The 19361-nt window shown below is 72.2% G+C and carries 18 protein-coding genes; 7 read left to right on the top strand and 11 right to left on the bottom strand.

The features are described from left to right. The first annotated feature begins 18 nt into the window (after window positions 1-18). Complete coding sequence (locus ACGFZK_RS15215; RefSeq protein WP_030009154.1) at window positions 19-417, top strand: roadblock/LC7 domain-containing protein; 399 nt, start codon at window positions 19-21, stop codon at window positions 415-417. Between the two features lie 113 nt (window positions 418-530). Further along, the gene (locus ACGFZK_RS15210; RefSeq protein WP_393849319.1) at window positions 531-1343 is read left to right on the top strand and encodes a DUF6397 family protein; all 813 of its coding nucleotides are present in this window, start codon (window positions 531-533) and stop codon (window positions 1341-1343) included. Here ACGFZK_RS15210 and ACGFZK_RS15205 read toward each other — a convergent pair. The 3 genes from ACGFZK_RS15205 to ACGFZK_RS15195 form a co-directional block, all read right to left on the bottom strand. Beyond that, on the bottom strand, window positions 1307-1708 hold the full coding sequence (locus tag ACGFZK_RS15205) for a YchJ family protein (RefSeq protein WP_393849318.1): 402 nt from the start codon (window positions 1706-1708) through the stop codon (window positions 1307-1309). The two genes, ACGFZK_RS15210 and ACGFZK_RS15205, sit on opposite strands and share 37 nt — an antisense overlap. 8 nt (window positions 1709-1716) lie before the next feature. Then, entirely contained in the window at window positions 1717-2640 is a 924-nt protein-coding gene (locus ACGFZK_RS15200; RefSeq protein WP_393849317.1) for an acyl-CoA thioesterase, read from the bottom strand. Between the two features lie 61 nt (window positions 2641-2701). Continuing rightward, window positions 2702-5224 (bottom strand): DEAD/DEAH box helicase, encoded by a 2523-nt coding sequence (locus ACGFZK_RS15195; protein ID WP_393849316.1) that lies wholly within the window; start codon window positions 5222-5224, stop codon window positions 2702-2704. A 144-nt stretch (window positions 5225-5368) separates the two neighbouring features. Between ACGFZK_RS15195 and ACGFZK_RS15190 the strand changes: the two genes are divergently transcribed. Beyond that, entirely contained in the window at window positions 5369-6160 is a 792-nt protein-coding gene (locus ACGFZK_RS15190) for a metal-dependent hydrolase (RefSeq protein ID WP_393849315.1), read from the top strand. Window positions 6161-6334: 174 nt separating this feature from the next. Here ACGFZK_RS15190 and ACGFZK_RS15185 read toward each other — a convergent pair whose 3' ends face one another. From ACGFZK_RS15185 to ACGFZK_RS15165, 5 genes are all read right to left on the bottom strand, one after another. Continuing rightward, window positions 6335-8116: an ABC transporter ATP-binding protein gene (locus tag ACGFZK_RS15185; protein WP_393849314.1), complete on the bottom strand. Its 1782-nt coding sequence runs from the start codon at window positions 8114-8116 to the stop codon at window positions 6335-6337. Beyond that, window positions 8113-9984 (bottom strand): ABC transporter ATP-binding protein, encoded by a 1872-nt coding sequence (locus ACGFZK_RS15180; RefSeq protein ID WP_393849313.1) that lies wholly within the window; start codon window positions 9982-9984, stop codon window positions 8113-8115. The genes ACGFZK_RS15185 and ACGFZK_RS15180 overlap by 4 nt, the downstream gene beginning before the upstream one ends. 160 nt (window positions 9985-10144) lie before the next feature. Continuing rightward, window positions 10145-10432 (bottom strand): hypothetical protein, encoded by a 288-nt coding sequence (locus ACGFZK_RS15175; RefSeq protein WP_393849356.1) that lies wholly within the window; start codon window positions 10430-10432, stop codon window positions 10145-10147. A 248-nt stretch (window positions 10433-10680) separates the two neighbouring features. Further along, on the bottom strand, window positions 10681-11358 hold the full coding sequence (locus ACGFZK_RS15170; RefSeq protein WP_393849312.1) for an FAD-binding oxidoreductase: 678 nt from the start codon (window positions 11356-11358) through the stop codon (window positions 10681-10683). 40 nt (window positions 11359-11398) lie between these two features. Beyond that, entirely contained in the window at window positions 11399-11851 is a 453-nt protein-coding gene (locus ACGFZK_RS15165) for a MarR family winged helix-turn-helix transcriptional regulator (RefSeq protein WP_393849311.1), read from the bottom strand. Between the two features lie 94 nt (window positions 11852-11945). On the opposite strand from ACGFZK_RS15165, the gene ACGFZK_RS15160 reads away from it, so the two are divergent. Both ACGFZK_RS15160 and mltG read left to right on the top strand, forming a co-directional pair. Beyond that, complete coding sequence (locus ACGFZK_RS15160) at window positions 11946-13808, top strand: ABC transporter ATP-binding protein (protein ID WP_393849310.1); 1863 nt, start codon at window positions 11946-11948, stop codon at window positions 13806-13808. A 63-nt stretch (window positions 13809-13871) separates the two neighbouring features. Continuing rightward, a complete protein-coding gene (gene mltG, locus ACGFZK_RS15155) occupies window positions 13872-14735 on the top strand; it encodes an endolytic transglycosylase MltG (protein WP_393849309.1) in 864 nt (287 codons plus the stop codon). Between the two features lie 204 nt (window positions 14736-14939). On the opposite strand, the gene ACGFZK_RS15150 is transcribed toward mltG, so the two are convergent. Both ACGFZK_RS15150 and ACGFZK_RS15145 read right to left on the bottom strand, forming a co-directional pair. Further along, window positions 14940-16016, bottom strand: coding sequence for an FAD-dependent oxidoreductase (locus tag ACGFZK_RS15150; RefSeq protein ID WP_393849308.1), 1077 nt, complete (start codon window positions 16014-16016; stop codon window positions 14940-14942). Window positions 16017-16020: 4 nt separating this feature from the next. Then, window positions 16021-17427, bottom strand: coding sequence for a cytochrome P450 (locus tag ACGFZK_RS15145; RefSeq protein ID WP_393849307.1), 1407 nt, complete (start codon window positions 17425-17427; stop codon window positions 16021-16023). A 144-nt stretch (window positions 17428-17571) separates the two neighbouring features. Here ACGFZK_RS15145 and ACGFZK_RS15140 point away from each other — a divergent pair, with 144 nt between their 5' ends. Together ACGFZK_RS15140 and ACGFZK_RS15135 are read left to right on the top strand one after the other, a co-directional pair. Then, the gene (locus ACGFZK_RS15140; RefSeq protein ID WP_393849306.1) at window positions 17572-17988 is read left to right on the top strand and encodes an SRPBCC family protein; all 417 of its coding nucleotides are present in this window, start codon (window positions 17572-17574) and stop codon (window positions 17986-17988) included. Further along, window positions 17988-18431, top strand: coding sequence for a MarR family winged helix-turn-helix transcriptional regulator (locus ACGFZK_RS15135; RefSeq protein ID WP_393849305.1), 444 nt, complete (start codon window positions 17988-17990; stop codon window positions 18429-18431). The genes ACGFZK_RS15140 and ACGFZK_RS15135 overlap by 1 nt, the downstream gene beginning before the upstream one ends. 131 nt (window positions 18432-18562) lie before the next feature. Here the strand turns inward: ACGFZK_RS15135 and ACGFZK_RS15130 are convergent, their stop codons facing one another. Continuing rightward, window positions 18563-19300: a VOC family protein gene (locus ACGFZK_RS15130; RefSeq protein WP_393849304.1), complete on the bottom strand. Its 738-nt coding sequence runs from the start codon at window positions 19298-19300 to the stop codon at window positions 18563-18565. Window positions 19301-19361: the final 61 nt, after the last annotated feature.

Genomic DNA, 19361 nt, shown 5'->3' with positions numbered 1-19361 from the left:
AACGGGGAGGGGCTGGGAATGGCACTGGACAAGCAACTGGACTGGCTGCTGGACGACCTGACGCGCAGGGTCCAGCAGGTGCGGCACGCGGTGGTGCTGTCCAACGACGGCCTGGTCACGGGAGCGAGCGCGGGGCTGGCGCGGGAGGACGCGGAACACCTGGCGGCCGTGGCGGCGGGCCTGCAGAGCCTCGCGAAGGGGTCGGGCCGGCACTTCCGGGCCGGTGAGGTGCGGCAGACGATGATCGAGTACGACGAGGGAGCGCTCTTCGTCATGGCGGCGGGCGCGGGCAGCAGTCTGTGCGTGCTGAGCGCCGCCGAGTCGGACATCGGCCAGGTCGCGTACGAGATGACGCTGCTGGTCAACCGGGTGGGAGAGCACCTGGGAGTCGCGGAGCGACGTATCACCGGCGGCTGAGCCGGGGCGTGGCGGGCGCGCGTCGGGGAGTTGTCCACAGGCCTCGCGGGGTGTCGTCGCGCTGAGTTACGGTCTTCACACAGAGTAATTACTGCTCGTGGGGGAGGACCGTGATGACGCAGACAGGGACTGTGCTGAGGGACGAGGTGGCCGCCGGCGAGGCGGAGGTGCTGGTGGGCGGCGTTCAGGCCGCCGGGGAACTGGGGCTGACCCGCAGCGAGTTCGCCAGGGCCGTGCAGCTGGGGATCGTGCGGGCCGGGCCGCGGACGCCCGGCGGGGCCGTGCGGTACGCACGGGCCGAGCTGGACCGGGTCAGGTCGGCTGCGGGCCCGCCGGGTGCGCTGCGCGAGCGGGTCGAGACGGTGGCCGGGGCGGAGGCCGCGGCCGAGGTGGTGGGGGTCGGCCCGAGCCGCTTCACACGGCTCGCGCGCTGCGGGCACGTGACCCCGGTCGGCTACCGGATCAACCGGTACCGGGCCGTGGTGTGGCTCTATCTGGCCGCGGAGCTACGGGGGTTCGCCGCGCGGGAGCCGGACATGCGGCGCGGCATCGCGTCCCCGGCGGACCGGGAGCTGATGGCGGCCAAGGCGGACCTGCGCCCGCGCAAGTGGCGCGGGCGGCATGTCGGGCTGCTGCTGAGACGAACCGCCGACCCCTGGGAGCGCGCCGCCGTAGTGGCCTCCGTGCTCCCCGAGGACGAGCTCCGCCAGGCCGTGCCCGATCCGGCGGAGCGGATCGTCCTGGCCGCCCTCGCCCCGCCGCTGCCGTACGGGCACCCGCAGGCTCCGGCGGCCGCGGCGGTGGCGCTGCGGCTGCTGACGGCCGGGCCGCCGGACGAGATCCACTGGTACCGCACCAGCCTGGACTTCGCCCTGACCGGGGCGAGGGGTCAGTCGAAGTCGACGGGGGAGAGGGGGCCGACGTAGACCCACGCCCCGGCCACGCGGAAGAAGCTGCTGTGCTCGTGCAGCGAGCCGGTGTGCCGGCCTTCGCGGTAGTGGGCGCGGAACTCCACCGAGCCCTCCGTCTCGAACATCCCGCCGCGCTCGGTGGCGAGGATCTCCAGCCGCTCCCAGCGCTGTTCGGGATCCAGGTCGAGTCGGGCCGGACGGGTGGAGGGGTGCCAGGAGCGCAACAGGTAGGCGGTGTCACCGACGGCGAAGGCGCTGAACCGGGAGCGCATCAGCCGTTCGGCGGTGGGTGCCGACCGGGCACCGGAGTGGAAGAGACCGCAGCACTCCGGGTAGGTGGCGGGCAGCCCGCAGGGGCAGGGGACGGCAGGGGTGGGCATGGGTGTGCTCAGTTCTCCGGGGCGGGCTCGGACTGCTCAGCCGGCCGGGCCGGGCCGGCCGGCTTGGCGGGGTACGGACGGAAGAGGCCCTCCTGGACCACGGACACCAGCAACCTGCCCTCCAGGTCGTAGATACGGCCCCGGGCCAGGCCCCGGCCGCCGTGCGCGATGGGTGACTCCTGGTCGTACAGGAACCACTCGTCCGTCCGGAAGGGCCGGTGGAACCACATGGCGTGGTCCAGGGAGGCCATGTCGAAACCGCGCATGCCCCACAGGGGCTCGACGGGGATGCGCACGGCGTCGAGGAGGGTCATGTCACTTGCGTAGGTGAGGGCGCAGGTGTGGATGAGCGGGTCGTCACCCAGCGGGCCGACCGCGCGCATCCACACCGCACTGCGGGGATCGGATCCCTTGAGCTCCTCGGGAGTCCAGCGGAGCCGGTTGACGTACCGGATGTCGAAGGGCTGGCGGCGGGCCATCCGCTCCAGCGCCTCCGGCAGCGCCCCGAGGTGCTCGCGGATCTCGTCCGCGACCTTGGGGAGCGTGTCCGGGTGAGGAACGTGGTGAGGAGGGAGCTGGTGCTCGATGCCGCCCTCCTCCGGATGATGGAAGGAGGCGGTGAGATTGAAGATCGTCTTGCCCTGCTGGACCGCGGTGACCCGGCGCGTGGTGAAGGACCGCCCGTCGCGCACCCGCTCCACCTGGTACACGATCGGCACCCCGGGGATCCCGGGACGCAGGAAGTACGCGTGCAGCGAGTGGACCGGGCGGTCGCTCTCGACGGTGCGCCCCGCGGCCACCAGCGCCTGGCCGGCGACCTGGCCGCCGAAGACGCGCTGGAGGGACTCCTGCGGGCTGGCGCCGCGGAAGATGTTGACCTCGATCTGCTCCAGATCGAGCAGATCGACCAGTCTCTCGGCGGGGTTCGTCATCAGAGGATCTCCACTGTCGGGTCCGGCGGGCCGGGCGGGTGCGGCGGCATGCGGCAGACGGTCAGAGCGCTCCGAGCTCGCCGACCGAGGTGACCCGGAGGACCGCCCGGCCCTCCTCGTCGGAGGCGGCCAGGTCGACCTCCGCGCTGATGCCCCAGCCATGGTCGCCGTTGGGGTCGGCGAAGGTCTGGCGGACGCGCCACAGACCGTGTGCCGGGTCCTCCTCGATCTGCAGCAGCTTCGGGCCGCGCGCGTCGGGGCCGGTGCCCAGGTCGTCGTACTCGTCCCAGTACCCGTCCATGGCCTCGCCCCAGGCATCCGCGTCCCAGCCGGACTCGGAGTCCAGCTCGCCCAGCACGTTGACGTGGTCGAGGGCGGCCAGCTCCACCCGGCGGAACATGGCGTTGCGGACCAGGACGCGGAAGGCGCGCGCGTTCGCGGTGACCGGCTTGACCTGGTCGGCCTTCTCCTGGGCCTGCTCCGCCGTCTCCACCTCGGGGTTCGCCAGCTGCTCCCACTCGTCCAGCAGGCTGGAGTCGACCTGGCGGACCAGCTCGCCGAGCCAGGCGATCAGGTCCTGGAGGTCCTCGGACTTGAGGTCGTCGGGGATGGTGTGGTCCAGCGCCTTGAACGCGCTCGCCAGGTAGCGCAGCACGATGCCCTCGGTGCGGGCCAGCTCGTAGAAGGAGGTGAACTCGGTGAAGGTCATCGCGCGTTCGTACATGTCGCGGATGATCGACTTCGGGGAGACCGGGTGGTCGCGCACCCACGGGTGGCTCTTGGCGTACACGTCGTAGGCGTGCGAGAGCAGTTCTTCGAGGGGCTTGGGATAGGTGACGTCCTGGAGCCGTTCCATCCGCTCCTCGTACTCGATCCCGTCGGCCTTCATCTGGCCGACCTGGATGCCGCGCTCCTTGTTCTGCTGCGCGGCGAGGATCTGGCGCGGGTCGTCCAGCGTGGACTCCACGACCGACACCATGTCCAGCGCGTAGGAGGGGGACTCCGGGTCCAGCAGGTCGAAGGAGGCCAGGGCGAAGGTGGAGAGCGGCTGGTTGAGCGCGAAGTCCTGCTGGAGGTCGACGGTGAGCCGGATGGTGCGGCCCTCCGCGTCCGGGGTGTCGAGCTTCTCGACCACACCGCCGTCGAGCAGCGAGCGGTAGATCGCGATGGCCCGGCGGATGTGCCGCAGCTGGGCCTTGCGGGGCTCGTGGTTGTCCTCCAGGAGGTGGCGCATCGCCTGGAAGGCGTCGCCCGGCCGGGCGATGACCGACAGCAGCATGATGTTGGTGACCTTGAAGCGCGAGGTCAGCGCCTCAGGGTCGGCGGCGATGAGCTTCTCGAAGGTGGTGTCCGACCAGGCGACGAAGCCCTCGGGAGCCTTCTTGCGCACCACCTTGCGGCGCTTCTTCGGGTCGTCGCCCGCCTTCGCGAGCGCCTTCTCGTTCTCGATGACGTGCTCGGGCGCCTGCGCGACCACATAGCCCGCGGTGTCGAAGCCGGCCCGGCCGGCGCGTCCGGCGATCTGGTGGAACTCGCGGGCGCGCAGGGTGCGGACCCGGTTGCCGTCGTACTTGGTGAGCGCCGTGAACAGCACCGTGCGGATCGGGACGTTGACGCCGACGCCGAGGGTGTCCGTACCGCAGATGACCTTCAGCAGACCGGCCTGGGCGAGCTTCTCGACCAGGCGGCGGTACTTGGGCAGCATGCCGGCGTGGTGCACACCGATGCCGTGCCGGACGTAGCGGGAGAGGTTCTGGCCGAACTTGGTGGTGAAGCGGAAGTTGCCGATGAGGTCGGCGATCTTGTCCTTCTCCTCGCGCGTGCACATGTTGATGCTCATGAGCGACTGCGCCCGCTCGACCGCCTGGGCCTGGGTGAAGTGCACGATGTAGACCGGAGCCTGCCGGGTCTCCAGCAGCTCGGTGATCGTGTCGGTGATCGGCGTGGTGACGTACTCGTACGAGAGCGGGACGGGCCGGGTCGCGGAACGGACCACCGTGGTGGGCCGGCCGGTGCGCCGGGTCAGGTCCTCCTCGAACCGCTTCATGTCGCCGAGGGTCGCCGACATCAGGATGAACTGTGCCTGCGGGAGCTCCAGCAGCGGGATCTGCCAGGCCCAGCCGCGGTCCGGCTCGGCATAGAAGTGGAACTCGTCCATCACGACCTGGCCGATGTCGGCGTGCTTGCCGTCGCGCAGGGCGATGGAGGCCAGCACCTCGGCGGTGCAGCAGATCACCGGGGCGTCCGCGTTCACGGAGGCGTCGCCGGTCAGCATGCCGACGTTCTCGGTGCCGAAGAGCTTGCACAGGTCGAAGAACTTCTCCGACACCAGCGCCTTGATCGGGGCGGTGTAGAAGGTGACCTTGTCCTGGGCCAGGGCGGTGAAGTGCGCGCCGGCCGCGACCAGGCTCTTGCCGGAGCCGGTCGGGGTGGAAAGGATCACGTTCGCCCCGGAGACGACCTCGATCAGCGCCTCCTCCTGAGCCGGGTACAGGGTGATGCCCTGGTCCTCCGCCCACGAGGAGAAAGCCTCGAAGAGGGCGTCGGGGTCGGCGTTCGGCGGGAGCTGATCAATGAGGGTCACACCCCCCATCTTGCCTGGCTTCCGCCCGGATCAGGGAACCGGCGGACGGAATGAAGATCACCGACGGTACGCTGTGCCGTCGATGCGGCCCGAGCGAAACAGTCAACAGGGCCCGACCACACACCAGCGGGGCGGGAAACGACCATGATGGGTCCGGCGCACTCACTGTCCGGGGCAGCGGCCTGGCTGGGGGTGGGTGCGGCCACCGCGGCCGCCGGGCACCCCATGCCCTGGCCGGTCCTCGTCGTCGGCGCGCTGATCTGCGCCGGGGCGGCCCTCGCCCCCGACCTCGACCACAAGTCGGCGACGATCTCACGCGCCTTCGGCCCGCTCTCCAGGGGCCTGTGCGAGGTGGTCGACAAGATCTCCTACGCCCTCTACAAGGGCACACGGTCCAAGAAGGACGCCCGCCGCACGGGCGGCCACCGCACGCTGACGCACACCTGGCTCTGGGCGGTCCTGATCGGGGGCGGCGCCTCCGTGCTCGCCGTCACCACCGAGCGCTGGGGAGTGCTCGCGCTGCTCTTCGTGCACCTGGTGCTGGCGGTCGAAGGCCTGCTGTGGCGCGCCGCCCGGATGTCCAGCGACGTCCTGGTCTGGCTGCTCGGCGCGACCAGCGCCTGGATCCTGGCCGGAGTCCTCGACCAGCCGGGCAACGGCGCGAACTGGCTGTTCACCGGACCGGGCCAGGAGTACCTCTGGCTCGGCCTGCCGATCGTGCTCGGGGCCCTGGTCCACGACATCGGCGACGCGCTCACCGTCTCCGGCTGCCCGGTCCTGTGGCCGCTGCCGATCGCAGGCAAGCGCTGGTACCCGATCGGCCCGCCGAAGGCGTTGCGGTTCCGGGCCGGCAGCTGGGTGGAGCTCAAGGTCCTCATGCCGGTCTTCATCCTGCTGGGCGGCTTCGGCGGGGCCTCGGCCCTCGGCTTCATCTGAGTCACCCACCACCGCCTGCACCGTCACCCGCCCGGTCGTCTGGACCTGTGCGCGCAAGCGGGCCTTCGGCCCGGCCGCGGCCGGCCGGCCGCCGGATCCGGCAGCCGGGCGGCGGGCCGGACCAGGTCAGGTCCCGCCCGCCGCCCGCCCACTCCGGTCCCTACGCGGTCCGGCTCAGCCGTGCCAGGACCGCCACAGCGCCGCGTACGTCCCGTCGGCCGCGACCAGCTCGTCGTGCGAGCCGAGTTCGCTGATCCGGCCGCCCTCGACCACCGCGATCACATCCGCGTCGTGTGCGGTGTGCAGCCGGTGGGCGATGGCAATGACCGTACGGCCGTCCAGCACCCGGGCCAGCGAACGCTCCAGGTGCCGGGCCGCGCGCGGGTCCAGCAGCGAGGTGGCCTCGTCGAGCACCAGCGTGTGCGGATCCGCCAGCACCAGCCGGGCCAGCGCGATCTGCTGAGCCTGCGCCGGGGTCAGCGCCGTGCCGCCCGAACCGACCTCGGTGTCCAGCCCGGCCTCCATGGCCCGCGCCCAGCCGTCGGCGTCCACCGCGCCCAGCGCCGCCCACAACTCGGCGTCCGCGGCGCCCGTCCGCGCCAGGCGGAGGTTGTCCCGCAGCGTGCCCACGAAGACGTGGTGCTCCTGGTTGACCAGGGCCACGTGCTCGCGCACCCGCTCCGCCGGCATCCGTGACAGCCGCGCCCCGCCGAGGGTGACCTCGCCGGTCCGGGGCGCGTAGATGCCCGCGAGCAGCCGTCCCAGCGTGGACTTGCCCGCCCCCGAGGGCCCGACGAGCGCCATCCGGGTGCCCGGCGGCACGGACATCGACACCTGGTGCAGGACGTCCACGCCCTCCCGGTAGCCGAAGTGGACCTCCTGCGCCCGCACGTCCCGGCCCTCGGGCGCCACCTTCGCGTCCCCCGCGTCCGGTTCGATCTCCCGCACGCCCACCAGCCGGCCCAGCGAGACCTGGGCGACCTGCAGTTCGTCGTACCAGCGCAGGATCAGACCGATCGGATCGACCAGCATCTGCGCCAGCAGCGCCCCCGTGGTCAGCTGCCCGACCGACATCCAGCCCTGCAGCACGCAGTAGCCGCCGATCAGCAGCACCGAGCCGAGGATCGTCACGAAGGTGACGTTGATGACGGGGAAGAGGACCGTCCGCAGGAACAGCGTGTACCGCTCCCATGCGACCCACTGCGAGATCCGCCGTTCCGACAGCGCGATCCGCTCCGGCCCGAGGCGGTGCGCCTCGACCGTGCGGCCCGCGTCCACCGTCTCGGTGAGCACGGCCGAGACCGCCGCGTAGCCGGCCGCCTCCGAGCGGTACGCCGACGGCGCCCTCCGGAAGTACCACCGGCAGCCGATCACCAGCACCGGCAGTGCCACCAGCGCGGCCAGCGCCAGCGGCGGCGCGGTCACCGCGAGCGCCCCGAACAGCAGACCCGCCCACACCACACCGATGGCCAGCTGCGGCACGGCCTCCCGCATGGCGTTCGCCAGCCGGTCGATGTCGGTGGTGATGCGCGACAGCAGGTCACCGGTACCGGCCCGCTCCAGCACGCCCGGCGGCAGACCCACCGACCGCACCAGGAAGTCCTCGCGCAGATCGGCCAGCATCTCCTCGCCCAGCATCGCCCCGCGCAGCCGGACCAGCCGGACGAAGAACGTCTGGACCGCCAGCGCCAGCGCGAACAGCAGCGCCACGCGCCCCAGATGCAGCTCGCGCGCCCCCGCGGAGAGGTCGTCCACGATCCGGCCCAGCAGGTACGGGCCGACCATGGAGGCGATCACCGCGGCCGCGTTGACGCTCACCAGCACCACGAAGGCCCGCCGGTGGCGCCGGAACAGGCCGCGCACATAGCCCCGTACGGTCGCCGACGTGCCCACGGGCAGGGTCGCGGCCGCATCGGGGGCCGCCGGGTCGTACTGCGGCGGCGCCACGCCGATCATGCGGATTCCTCGATCTCTGTGAGTACGTCTTCCAGCTCTGTCAGTTCCAGCCCGCCGAGCCGCTGCTCCTCGTCGGTCTCGCGGGTGACGACCGCCCGGTAGCGCGGCTCGCCGTGCAGCAGCTCGCGGTGGGTACCGACCGCCGCCACCGTGTCCCCGTCGATGAGCACGACCCGGTCCGCGCGGTCCAGCAGCAGCGGCGAGGACGCCAGGACCACCGTGGTCCGCCCGGCGCGCAGGGCCGCGATCCCGTCCGCGATCCGCGCCTCGGTGTGCGAGTCGACCGCGGAGGTCGGCTCGTCGAGCACCAGCACCTCCGGGTCGGTGACCAGGGACCGCGCCAGCGCCAGACGCTGGCGCTGGCCGCCCGACAGGGACCGGCCGCGCTCGGTGATCCGCGCGTCCATCGGGTCCTCGACCCCGTCCGGCGCCGACTGCAGCAGCGCGTCCAGGACGTCCGTGCACTGCGCCGCGTCCAGAGCGGCGGCGGACTCGACCGCTCCGGAGGCCGGTACGTCGAACAGCTCCCGCAGGGTCCCGGACAGCAGTACCGGGTCCTTGTCCTGTACGAGGACCAGGGCGCGCGCGGTGTCCAGTTCGAGCTCGTCCAGCGCGACCCCGCCGAGGAGCACGGACGGCGTGCCGTCCGCCGCGCCGGGCTCCGATCCGGGCCCCCCACCGGAAGCCGGGTCCCCGTCCATCGGGTGGCCGCCGAGGCGTTCGGCGAGCCGTCCCGCCAGGTCCGGGTCCCCGCACACGACGGCGGTGAACCGGCCCGCGGGGGCCAGCAGCCCGGTCTGGGGGTCGTAGAGGTCCCCGCCCGGGGCCGGTGCCCCCACCGGTCCGGTGCGCGCGGGACGCGCGGCGCCGTCCGTCCGGGTCAGCGACAGCACCCGGGCGGCCCGCTTGGCGGAGGGACGCGAGAAGGAGTACGCCATGGCGATCTCCTCGAAGTGCCGCAGCGGGTAGAGCAGGGTCGCCACCGCGCTGAACGCGGCGACGAGTTCGCCCACCGCGATGCGCCCGTCCGAGACGAGCGTGGCGCCGTACCAGACGACCGTGATCATCAGCGCGCCCGGGAGCACCACCTGGATCGCGGAGATCAGCGCCCACATCCGCGCACTGCGCACGGCGGCCCTGCGGACCTCCTGCGAGGCCTCGCGGTAGCGGCCGAGGAACAGCTCCTCACCGCCGATGCCGCGCAGTACGCGCAGACCCGCGACGGTGTCGGAGGCCAGCTCGGTGGCCTTGCCCGCCTTCTCCCGCTGGATGTCGGCGCGCTTGGTGGCGCGCGGCAGCAGAGGCAGCGAGGCCAGGGCGATCAGCGGTACGCCGATGGCCACGACCACGCCGAGCTCGGGGGCGTAGAACAGCAGACCGACGCAGACGAGGGCGACGGAGAAGACGGCCGCGAGGAAGCGCGAGACCGCCTCGACGAACCATCCGATCTTCTCCACGTCGCCCGTGGACACCGCCACCACTTCGCCCGCGGCGACCCGGCGGGTGAGGGCGGAGCCCAGCTCGGCCGTCTTGCGCGCGAGGAGCTGTTGCACGCGCGCGGCGGCGGTGATCCAGTTGGTGACGGCCGTGCGGTGGAGCATGGCGTCGCCTACCGAGATGGCGACACCGATCACCAGGAGCAGGGCCCCGACGAGCAGCAGGCGGTTCGGCTCGCGGTCGACGACCGCGTCGACGCCCAGCCCCACCGCGTACGGCAGTCCGGCGACGCCGGAGAAGTGCAGCATCCCCCAGCACAGGCTCTTGAGCTGTCCGCCGAGTTGACCGCGCCCCAGCCACAGCAGGAACCGGGGGCCGGAACGAGCGTCGGGTACCCCTGGATCCGGATACGGAAGATCGCTGATCTGCATGACGCCCCATGACTGGTCGAGTGGTTCAAACCGTGCAAGGTTCGCCTTCCGGACCGGCGCCGGGCAATCGATTTTCCGCGGGGAACTCTCTACGGCCCGCAGGTTTACGGCGCCGGAGGGCGACGTGGCACCTGGTCACAGGGGTGGCGCGCACCGGCGCTCACGGGCGGGTGGTGTGCTCCAGTTCGAGCAGAGCCGAATGGCAACTTCGCCCCGTCGCCCGGTCCATGCCCACCTCGCACATCCGGTTCGCCGACAGGTGCGCGTCGAAGGCCCGCGCGGTCACCTCCGCAGCCTCGCGCGCCGTCGCCGAGGCCGTCAGCTCCGGGTGCAGCATGCCCCGGTCGCCCGCGAAGGCGCAGCAGCCCGCGTCGTCCGGGACCACCACCTCCTCGGCACAGGCCTCGGCGACCGCCCGCAGCCGGTCCTCGTCGCCCAAGTGCCGCATCGAGCAGGTGGGGTGGAGCACGGCCGAACCCACCGTGCGCCGGAGCTCCAGGTGCGGCAGCAGCTCCTCGGCCGCCCACACGATCGAGTCGAGGATCCGCAGCTCCGCGTGGAGCGCCCGGTTCTCCGGCGTCAGGTACGGGACCACCTCGCGCGCGATGCCCAGCGTGCAGGAGGAGGCGTCGACCACCAGCGGCAGCCGCCCGCCGGCCGTCCAGCCCCAGGCCGCCTCGACGATCCGGTTGGCCATCACCCGGGTGCCGGCCTCGTAGCCCTTGGAGTGCCAGATCGTCGCGCAGCAGGTGCCGGCGAGGTCGCCGGGGATCCACACGGGCCGCCCGGCCCGCTCCGACACGGCCACCACCGCCTCCGGGAGCGACGGGCCGGGCCGGCCCTCCGGGCCGCCGAAGATCCGGTTGACGCAGGCCGGGTAGTACACGGCCGAGGCGCCCACCCGCGGGTCACCCGGCCGTGGCGGGCGAGGGCCGCGTTGGCCCGGGCCACGGTGGTGCCGGGCCGGATCCGGGCCCGGCGGGCCTCTTCCAGCACCTCGATCCCGGCCCAGTGGCGGCGTACGTCGACGAGGATGTCCTCGCCCTGGGCCTGCTCGTTGAGCGAGGTCCCGGCGGCGCGGAAGACGACCTCGCGCCGGCGGCCGTGGGCGTACGAGAGCACCGCGGAGACGTCGTCGATGTCCTCGGCGATCACCACGACCTGGGGCACGAAGCGGTAGGGGGAGGCGTCGGAGGCGTAGCGGACCAGGTCCGAGACCTTCCACAGCACCTTCTCGGCGCCGAGAAGCTCGGCCAGCTCGGTCCGCAGCGGCTCGGGCGTGCCGGTGGCCCGGTGTGCGGGGACCCGGTCGGGGGCGGGGGCGCTGATGCCGCGGGGGCGCAGGGCCCCCGGCTTCGGTTCCAGCAGCGGCATCTGCGACCCCTCGCACCGACTCGGCCCACGGGTGGCCCACTCAGCAGGCGCGCTCCGCCGGGGCGTCCGACAGGGCGTTCAGCAGCCCGCCGAGCACTTCGCGCTGGTCGGCGGTCAACGGAGCCAGGATCTCCTCCGCCGCGTCGGTTCGCGCGTTGCGCAGACTGCGCAGCGTGGCGCGGCCGGTGTCGGTGAGCTCGATCCGGATGACGCGGCGGTTCGCGGGGTCGGGCGCGCGCCGGACGCACTCGGCCGCTTCCAGGCCGTCCACCAGTGTGGTCACCGCGCGGGGGACGACCTCCAGGCGGGCGGCGAGATCCGCCATCCGGGGCGCCTGCTCGCCCTCGTAGTGCGAGACGAGGCGCAGCAAACGACCCTGGGCGGGAGTGATACCGAGCGGCACCATGTGGCGCTTCTGGATCCGGTGGAGCCTGCGCGTCAGGCGCAGGAGCTGTTCGGCGAGGAGACGATCGCTGTCGGAGGCGGAGCTCATGCGGGAACAATATCAGGATGCCGTTCATTGTGAGCATAGGTAACAATGGCTTAAGCTCCGATGAACCGACTTTGCCGACCCCGAGAGGGCGCCCATGCCTCACGACGAACCGAAGTGGATCCCATCGAAAGACCCCCTCGATCCAGCCCGTCCCGCCCCGGCCGAGCAGCCGCGGGAGCTGCGCAGGATCGTGGGGCTGTTCCGGCCCTACCGCGGCCGGCTCGCCGTCGTCGGCCTGCTGGTCGGCGCCTCCTCGCTGGTCGGCGTCGCCTCGCCGTTCATGCTCCGCGAGATACTCGACGTCGCGATCCCGCAGGGCCGCACCGGGCTGCTCAGCCTGCTCGCGCTCGGCATGATCCTCACCGCCGTCGTCACCAGCGTCTTCGGCGTGCTCCAGACCCTGATCTCCACCACCGTCGGCCAGCGGGTCATGCACGACCTGCGCACCGCCGTCTACGCACAGCTCCAGCGGATGCCGCTGGCCTTCTTCACGCGGACCCGCACCGGAGAGGTGCAGTCCCGCATCGCCAACGACATCGGCGGCATGCAGGCCACCGTGACCTCCACCGCGACCTCGCTCGTCTCGAACCTGACGGCCGTCATCGCCTCCGTGGTCGCCATGCTCGCGCTCGACTGGCGGCTCACCCTCGTCTCGCTGCTCCTGCTCCCCGTCTTCGTGTGGATCAGCCGGCGGGTCGGCCGCGAGCGCAAGAAGATCACCATGAAGCGGCAGAAGCAGATGGCCGCCATGGCCGCGACGGTCACCGAATCGCTCTCGGTGAGCGGCATCCTGCTCGGCCGCACCATGGGCCGCTCCGAGTCCCTCACCTCCGCCTTCTCCGCGGAGTCCGAGAAGCTCGTCGGCCTGGAGGTGCGCTCCAGCATGGCCGGGCGCTGGCGGATGTCGACCATCGGCATCGTCATGGCCGCGATGCCCGCGCTCATCTACTGGGCGGCCGGTATAGCCCTCCAGACGGGCGCCCCCTCGCTCTCCGTCGGCACCCTCGTCGCCTTCGTCACCCTCCAGCAGGGCCTCTTCCGGCCCGCCGTGAGCCTGCTGTCGACCGGTGTGCAGATACAGACCTCGCTCGCGCTGTTCACCCGCATCTTCGAGTATCTCGACCTGCCGGTGGACATCACCGAGCGCGCGGACCCGGTGCGGCTGGACCGGGCCAAGGGCGAGGTCACCCTGGAGGACGTGCACTTCACGTACGACGCGAAGAACGGCCCGACCCTCTCGGGGATCGACATCACCGTCCCGGCCGGCGGCTCCCTCGCCGTGGTCGGCCCGACCGGCTCCGGCAAGAGCACCCTCAGCTACCTGGTGCCCCGCCTCTACGACGTCACCGGCGGACGGGTCGCCCTCGACGGGGTGGACGTGCGCGACCTCGACTTCGACTCGCTGGCCCGCTCGATCGGCGTGGTCTCCCAGGAGACCTACCTCTTCCACGCCTCGGTCGCCGACAACCTGCGCTTCGCCAAGCCGGACGCCACCGACGAGGAGATAGCCGAGGCGGCCCGTGCGGCCCAGATCCACGACCACATCGCGTCCCTGCCCGACGGATACGACACCCTCGTCGGCGAGCGCGGGTACCGGTTCTCCGGAGGTGAGAAGCAGCGCCTGGCCATCGCCCGCACCATCCTGCGGGACCCGCCGGTGCTGATCCTCGACGAGGCCACCAGCGCCCTGGACACCCGTACGGAGCATGCCGTCCAGCGGGCCATCGACCATCTCTCCGCAGGCCGCACCACCATCACCATCGCGCACCGCCTCTCCACCGTCCGCGACGCCGACCAGATCGTGGTCCTGGACGGCGGGAGCATCGCCGAGCGCGGCACCCACGAGGAGCTGCTGAAGACGGACGGCCGGTACGCCGCCCTGGTCCGCCGGGACCGGGACGCGGCGCTGGCGCCCGAGCCGCCCGAGGGAGTCCAGCTGGCTCCGGTGAATGTGTGACCGTATGACCGGCGCACGGGCCGGATGCCGGAAATGTGATGGATCGCGGGTTAGCGTTCCCGTATGCGTCTTGAGTACCGGCCGCCGCAGCGCCGTTCCCGGCTGACCCGCCGGGGCCGGCTGGCGCTCTTCCTCGGCATACTGCTCGCGATCGGTGCGGCCGTCCTGGTCCCGATACTGCGCGGTGGCGACGTGCCGGAGAAGCCACGCCGGTTACTGATCCCCGAGGGGTGGCGGGCCCCGCAGGTGTACGCCGCGGTCGACCGCGAGCTGAAGCTCCCGCCGGGATCCACGAAGACGGCGGTAGCCACCGCCGGGCTGGCACTGCCCGCCGAGGCCAAGGGCAATCCCGAGGGGTACCTCTTCCCGGCGACGTACCCGGTGACCTCGAAGTCCACCCCGGCCACGGTCCTCACGCACATGGTGCGGACGGCGAACGAGAGGCTCGCCACCCAGGCCGTCGCCGACGGCGGCAGGGCCCACGGGATGACCCCGTACCAGACGGCCACCCTGGCCAGCATCATCGAGGCGGAGGCCGAGAGCCGCGCCGACATGGGCAAGGTCGCACGGGTCGTGCACAACCGGCTGGCGAAGTCGATGCCGCTCCAGATGGACTCCACCATCAACTACGCGCTGAACCGCAGCACCCTGGACACCTCGCTGAGCGACACCCGGATCGACAGCCCCTTCAACACCTACGAACGCCAGGGACTGCCGCCCGCGCCGATCGACAGCCCGGGACTGGAGGCCATGGCGGCCGCCGTCGCCCCGACGCCCGGGAACTGGCTGTTCTTCGTCACCGTCAAGCCCGGGGACACCCGGTTCTCGGCGACGTACGAGGAGCACAAGAAGCACGTGGCGGAGTTCAACCGGCTGCGCGCGAACGCGGGCTCCCGCACAGGGCAGGCCGGTCCCACCGGGAAATGAGGGCGGCGGCTCCGGTAACGGTCTGCGCGTCCCGCACGCCCTCGTCCCGGCCCACCGAGAACTGGCGGGACCCGGTCGTCGAGGTGCGGGACGGGACGGTCCACGTCTACACGGACGAGGAGGCCAGGGAGGCCGCAACCCCGGACCGGGAGTTCCCCGTGGACACCCCCTGGAACAGCCGGGTCCAGGGAGGTGTCCGGCGGATCAGCCCACCGGCGCCGCGGCCCCTTCACGGCTCAGGAGACGTCGGATCTCGCGGACCGCGGCGCCGCCCGCGCGGTTGGCGCCGACGGTCGACGCCGACGGGCCGTACCCCACCAGGTGGATCCGTTCGTCGCGCACAACCCGGGTCCCCTCGACCCGGATGCCGCCGCCCGGCTCGCGCAGGCGCAGCGGGGCGAGGTGGTCGACGGCCGCGCGGAATCCGGTGGCCCACAGGATGACGTCCGCGTCCACCCGGCTCCCGTCCGCCCAGACGGCACCGGAGGCGGTGATCCGGTCGAATGCGGGCCGCCGGTCGAGCACGCCCGAGGCCAGCCCGGCCCGGACGGCCTCGTTCAGCGGAAGTCCCGTCACGCTCACCACGCTCTGCGGCGGCAGCCCCCGGCGCACCCGCTCGTCCACCAGCGCCACCGCGGCCCGGCCCTCGGCCTCGCCGAAGCTCCCGTCGCGGAAGACCGGGGGCCGCCGTGTCACCCAGGTGGTCTCCGCCGCCACCTCGGCGATCTCCAGCAGGTGCTGAACCGCCGAGGTGCCGCCGCCCACCACGATCACCCGGCCTCCCGCGAACTCCTGCGGGCCCGGATAGTCCGCGGTGTGCAGCTGGCGGCCGCGGAAGGTCTCCTGGCCCGGGTAGCGCGGCCAGAACGGCCGGTCCCACGTTCCGGTGGCGTTGATCAGGGCGCGCGCCGACCAGACACCGGCCGAGGTCTCCACGCGCAGGCGCCCCGCGTCCCCCTCGCGTACGGCGGACACGTCCACGGGACGGCGTACGCGCAGGCCGAAGTGGTCCTCGTAGGCGGCGAAGTACTCGGCGACGACCTGGGACGAGGGCCTCAGCGGATCGACGCCCGTCAGCTCCAGGCCGGGCAGGGCGTGCATGCCGTGGACCTTGCCGTAGGTGAGCGAGGGCCAGCGGAACTGCCACGCCCCGCCCGGTCGGGGCGCGTGGTCCAGGACCACGTGGTCGAGCCCCGCCCGGGTGAGGTGGTAGGCGCTGGACAGGCCCGCCTGCCCGGCGCCGATGACCACCACGTCCACGCCCCGCGTTATGTCGTTCACGGTTCTACCAACTTGTGGCGGGCGCAGGATCTTCCCGGACGCCGCCGTCCTGCGGGGCGCTGGGGCGCAGCGTCGCCAGGACCGGGCCGGCCGGCTGCAGGGTGAGCCCCGGGAAGACCCCGGCCCGTCCGCTCCCGCTGTCCAGGTGGAACCGCTGCGCCAGCACGGCCAGCACGAGCACGGCCTCCACCAGCGCGAACCGCGCCCCCAGGCAGGCCCGCGGACCGCCGCCGAAGGGGAACCAGGCGTGTTCGGGCACCGGATCCGGGGCGTCCGCGTCCCACCGCTCGGGACGGAAGGCCTCCGGGTCCGGGAACCAGCGGGCGTCGCGGTGCACCGACCAGGGGCTGGTCCACACCGAGGTCCCGGCCGGCACCGCGCGCCCGCCGAGGGTCGCCCCCTCCGTGGCCACCGCGGAGATCAGCCAGATCGGCGGATAGATCCGCAGGGCCTCCTTGACCACTTGCTGCGTCCAGGGGAGCCGCGCGTAGTCCTCGTACGTCGGCAGCCGTCCGCCGAGCACCCGGTCCAGCTCGTCCGTCAGCCGGGCCCGCGCCCCGGGTGTTCCGGACAGCAGTTGCCAGGCCCAGGTCAGGGTGGTCGAGGTGGTCTCGTGGCCGCCGATGTAGAGGGTGATCGACTCGTCCCGCAACTCCTTGCGGGAGAGCGGGCCGCCGTGTTCGTCGCGGGCCGCGAGCAGCCGGCTCAGCAGGTCGTCCCGCTCCGCGCCGGCGCTCGAGGCCGCCTCGTGCTCCCGTACGACGTGCTCGATCTCCCGGTCGAGCACCGCCACGGCCTCCCGCATGCGGCGGCGCCCGGGCGTGCGCACCCAGGGTGGCAGGAACAGCGTCAGCCCCCGGAACTCCGCCCCCAGTTCCCGCTGCGCCGTGGCCATCGCGGCGCTGATGGGCGCCTCGCGGCCCGCCGCGTCGCTCCCGAACAGCGTGCGCACCGCGATCCGCTGGGTCAGTGCGGCCATCTCCCGGTGTACGTCGATCCGTTCACCGGCGCGCCAGCCGCTCGCCAGGGCGTCCGCGCACTCCACCATGGTGGCGGCGTACGAGCGCACCTGACGCGGCCGGACGGCGGGCTGCACCAGGGCGCGTTTGCGCCGCCAGTCGTCCCCGGTGGCGACGACCACCCCGTTGCCCAGCAACTGGCGGAAGGCCCAGCCCAGTTCCGTCGGCCGGAAGGTGGACTCGACGGCTCCGAGCAGTTCCCCGGCGTGCTCGGGCCGGGAGACCAGGATGTTGCGCTGCGGGCCGAGCGCCCAGGGCACCCAGTCCCCGTAGTCGTCGCGCAGGGACTCGAAGAAGGCCAGGGGATCGCGGGCGAAGGCGGGCAGGTTGCCGAGCAGCGGCCATCGGTGCGGTCCGCCGCTGCGGGCGCCCGGGGAGAGGGTCGCGGTCACGCAGGCATGGTGACAGCCGCCCCCGCAGGGCGCCAGAGAGTGAACACGGCCTCCTCGGCGGGACCTGCGCCGCCCTGCATCGTTGACAGATAGTCTGCGCGCAGATAATCTACGGAAAGAACATCTAGTCAGGGGAGACCACCCATGTGGGAGTACGAGCACAGCATCGAGACCGGCGCCACCCCCGAGGCGATCTGGCGGCTCTGGGCGGACGTGGAGAACTGGGACGCCTGGAACCCTGGCATCCAGAAGATCGAGATCGACGGCCCGTTCTCGGCCGGTACGCAGATCACGATGACGCCGCCGGGGGAGGACCCGATCCCGCTGCGCATCGCCGAGGCGGTCGCAGGCGAACTGTTCGTCGACGAGGCGCGCTTCGGTGACCTGCTGCTGCGGACCGTCCACCGGATCGACCGCATCGGCCAGGGCCGGATCCGGGTGGTGTACCGCATGGAGATCACCGGCAACGGCGCCGACGAGGCCGGCCCGCAGATCGGCCCGTCCATCACCGCCGATTGGCCCGACACGATGGCCTCGCTGGCCGAGCTGGCGCTCCGCTGATGCCCCTCAGCCCCGGTGAGAGTCCCGGATTCCTGCTGTGGCACGCCACGCTGCGCTGGCAGCGCGACATCGCCGCGGCCCTGGCCCCGCTCGATCTCACGCACGTGCAGTTCGTGCTGCTCGCCTGCACCTGGTGGCTCAACAGCCAGGGCGAGCACCCCAATCAGCTGGCCCTCGCCCGCCAGGCCGGCACCGACGTCAAGATGACCTCCCAGGTCCTGCGCACCCTGGAACGCAAAGGACTCGTCGAGCGTGAGGTCGACCCGGCCGACACCCGCGCCAAACGGCTGCGCGTCACCGACACCGGCGCCGACCTGGCCCCACGGGCGATTGCCGCCGTCGAGCGCGCCGACGCACAGTTCTTCCGGCCGGTGCCCGTCGGCGACGCCGTAGCCCTGCTCGGCCGCTTGGCCCGGCAGGAGGATCCGGAAGGCACGGCCTGAGACGTCTTTCCGTACGAACGGACACGGCCGGGGCGGCACCCGGAGCCCCGGATGCCGCCCGGCCAAGGCGGCCATCCGGGGTTGCCTGTCTGCGCCGTTGGCCCGAAACGGGCCGGATCCGTCGCTCCAGGTCAGCGAGGGCTGAGGAGGCAGAACTCGTTGCTCTCCGGGTCAGCCAGAACCGTCCAGGAGATTGCAGACTGGTCAATGCCAGGGTCGGTGGCGCCCAGGACGCGCAGTCGGGCTTCTTCTGCTTCCAGGTCGTCACCGGGGTAGGGACAGATGTCGAGGTGGACGCGGTTCCACACGCTCTTGGTGTCGGGGGTGCGGAGGAACTCCAGGTAGGGGCCGACGCCTTTGGCGGAACGCATGGTCGCGTGCTCGTCGGTGACCTCGTGCAGCGTCCAGTCCATCGCCTCGCCCCAGAACCGGGCCATCGCTCGCGGGTCGGTGCAGTCGACCACCACCGCGGCGATCGGCCCGGTGTCCCGGTAGATCGACCGGGGTTCCAGGACGCAGAACTCGTTGCCCTCCGGATCGGCCATGACCGTCCAGGGGACGTTGCCCTGACCCACGTCGGCGAGCGTCGCGCCCAGATCCTGCAGGCGCGCGACCAACTCCGCCTGATGGGCGGTCGAAGTGGTGGCCAGATCAAGGTGCACCCGATTCTTCACCGTCTTGGGTTCCGGGCGGGCGACGAGGTCGATGCAGACCGCCACGGGGTCGGGGTATGCGAAGCCCACGGGTTCGAGGTTTGTCACGCCGGGTCCCTCGCTGTCGACACCCCACCCGAGTGCCTCCGCCCAGAACCGGCCGAGCACGGAGTCGTCTTGGGCCTTCATATTGATCTGTACGAGTCTTGTCGCCATGCCGGATACCCTAGAACCTGCCGTCGGCCCGGGCCGCGGCGACGGCATGTGCTCGACCCGG

This window comes from Streptomyces sp. NPDC048257 (assembly GCF_043201855.1).
Classification (GTDB): Bacteria; Actinomycetota; Actinomycetes; order Streptomycetales; family Streptomycetaceae; genus Streptomyces.
This window is presented reverse-complemented; position numbering and strand designations above follow the sequence as displayed.

Excerpts from the sequence above, each read along its gene's own strand:
- ACGFZK_RS15135 (WP_393849305.1), top strand. The coding sequence starts at position 17,988 with ATGCCCCTCAGCCCCGGTGAGAGTCCCGGATTCCTGCTGTGGCACGCC.
- mltG (WP_393849309.1), top strand. The coding sequence starts at position 13,872 with ATGCGTCTTGAGTACCGGCCGCCGCAGCGCCGTTCCCGGCTGACCCGC.
- ACGFZK_RS15190 (WP_393849315.1), top strand. The coding sequence starts at position 5,369 with ATGATGGGTCCGGCGCACTCACTGTCCGGGGCAGCGGCCTGGCTGGGG.
- ACGFZK_RS15210 (WP_393849319.1), top strand. The coding sequence starts at position 531 with ATGACGCAGACAGGGACTGTGCTGAGGGACGAGGTGGCCGCCGGCGAG.
- ACGFZK_RS15205 (WP_393849318.1), bottom strand. The coding sequence starts at position 1,708 with ATGCCCACCCCTGCCGTCCCCTGCCCCTGCGGGCTGCCCGCCACCTAC.
- ACGFZK_RS15215 (WP_030009154.1), top strand. The coding sequence starts at position 19 with ATGGCACTGGACAAGCAACTGGACTGGCTGCTGGACGACCTGACGCGC.
- ACGFZK_RS15130 (WP_393849304.1), bottom strand. The coding sequence starts at position 19,300 with ATGGCGACAAGACTCGTACAGATCAATATGAAGGCCCAAGACGACTCC.
- ACGFZK_RS15200 (WP_393849317.1), bottom strand. The coding sequence starts at position 2,640 with ATGACGAACCCCGCCGAGAGACTGGTCGATCTGCTCGATCTGGAGCAG.
- ACGFZK_RS15165 (WP_393849311.1), bottom strand. The coding sequence starts at position 11,851 with ATGAGCTCCGCCTCCGACAGCGATCGTCTCCTCGCCGAACAGCTCCTG.
- ACGFZK_RS15140 (WP_393849306.1), top strand. The coding sequence starts at position 17,572 with ATGTGGGAGTACGAGCACAGCATCGAGACCGGCGCCACCCCCGAGGCG.
- ACGFZK_RS15180 (WP_393849313.1), bottom strand. The coding sequence starts at position 9,984 with ATGCAGATCAGCGATCTTCCGTATCCGGATCCAGGGGTACCCGACGCT.
- ACGFZK_RS15160 (WP_393849310.1), top strand. The coding sequence starts at position 11,946 with ATGCCTCACGACGAACCGAAGTGGATCCCATCGAAAGACCCCCTCGAT.
- ACGFZK_RS15185 (WP_393849314.1), bottom strand. The coding sequence starts at position 8,116 with ATGATCGGCGTGGCGCCGCCGCAGTACGACCCGGCGGCCCCCGATGCG.
- ACGFZK_RS15170 (WP_393849312.1), bottom strand. The coding sequence starts at position 11,358 with ATGCCGCTGCTGGAACCGAAGCCGGGGGCCCTGCGCCCCCGCGGCATC.
- ACGFZK_RS15175 (WP_393849356.1), bottom strand. The coding sequence starts at position 10,432 with ATGCGGCACTTGGGCGACGAGGACCGGCTGCGGGCGGTCGCCGAGGCC.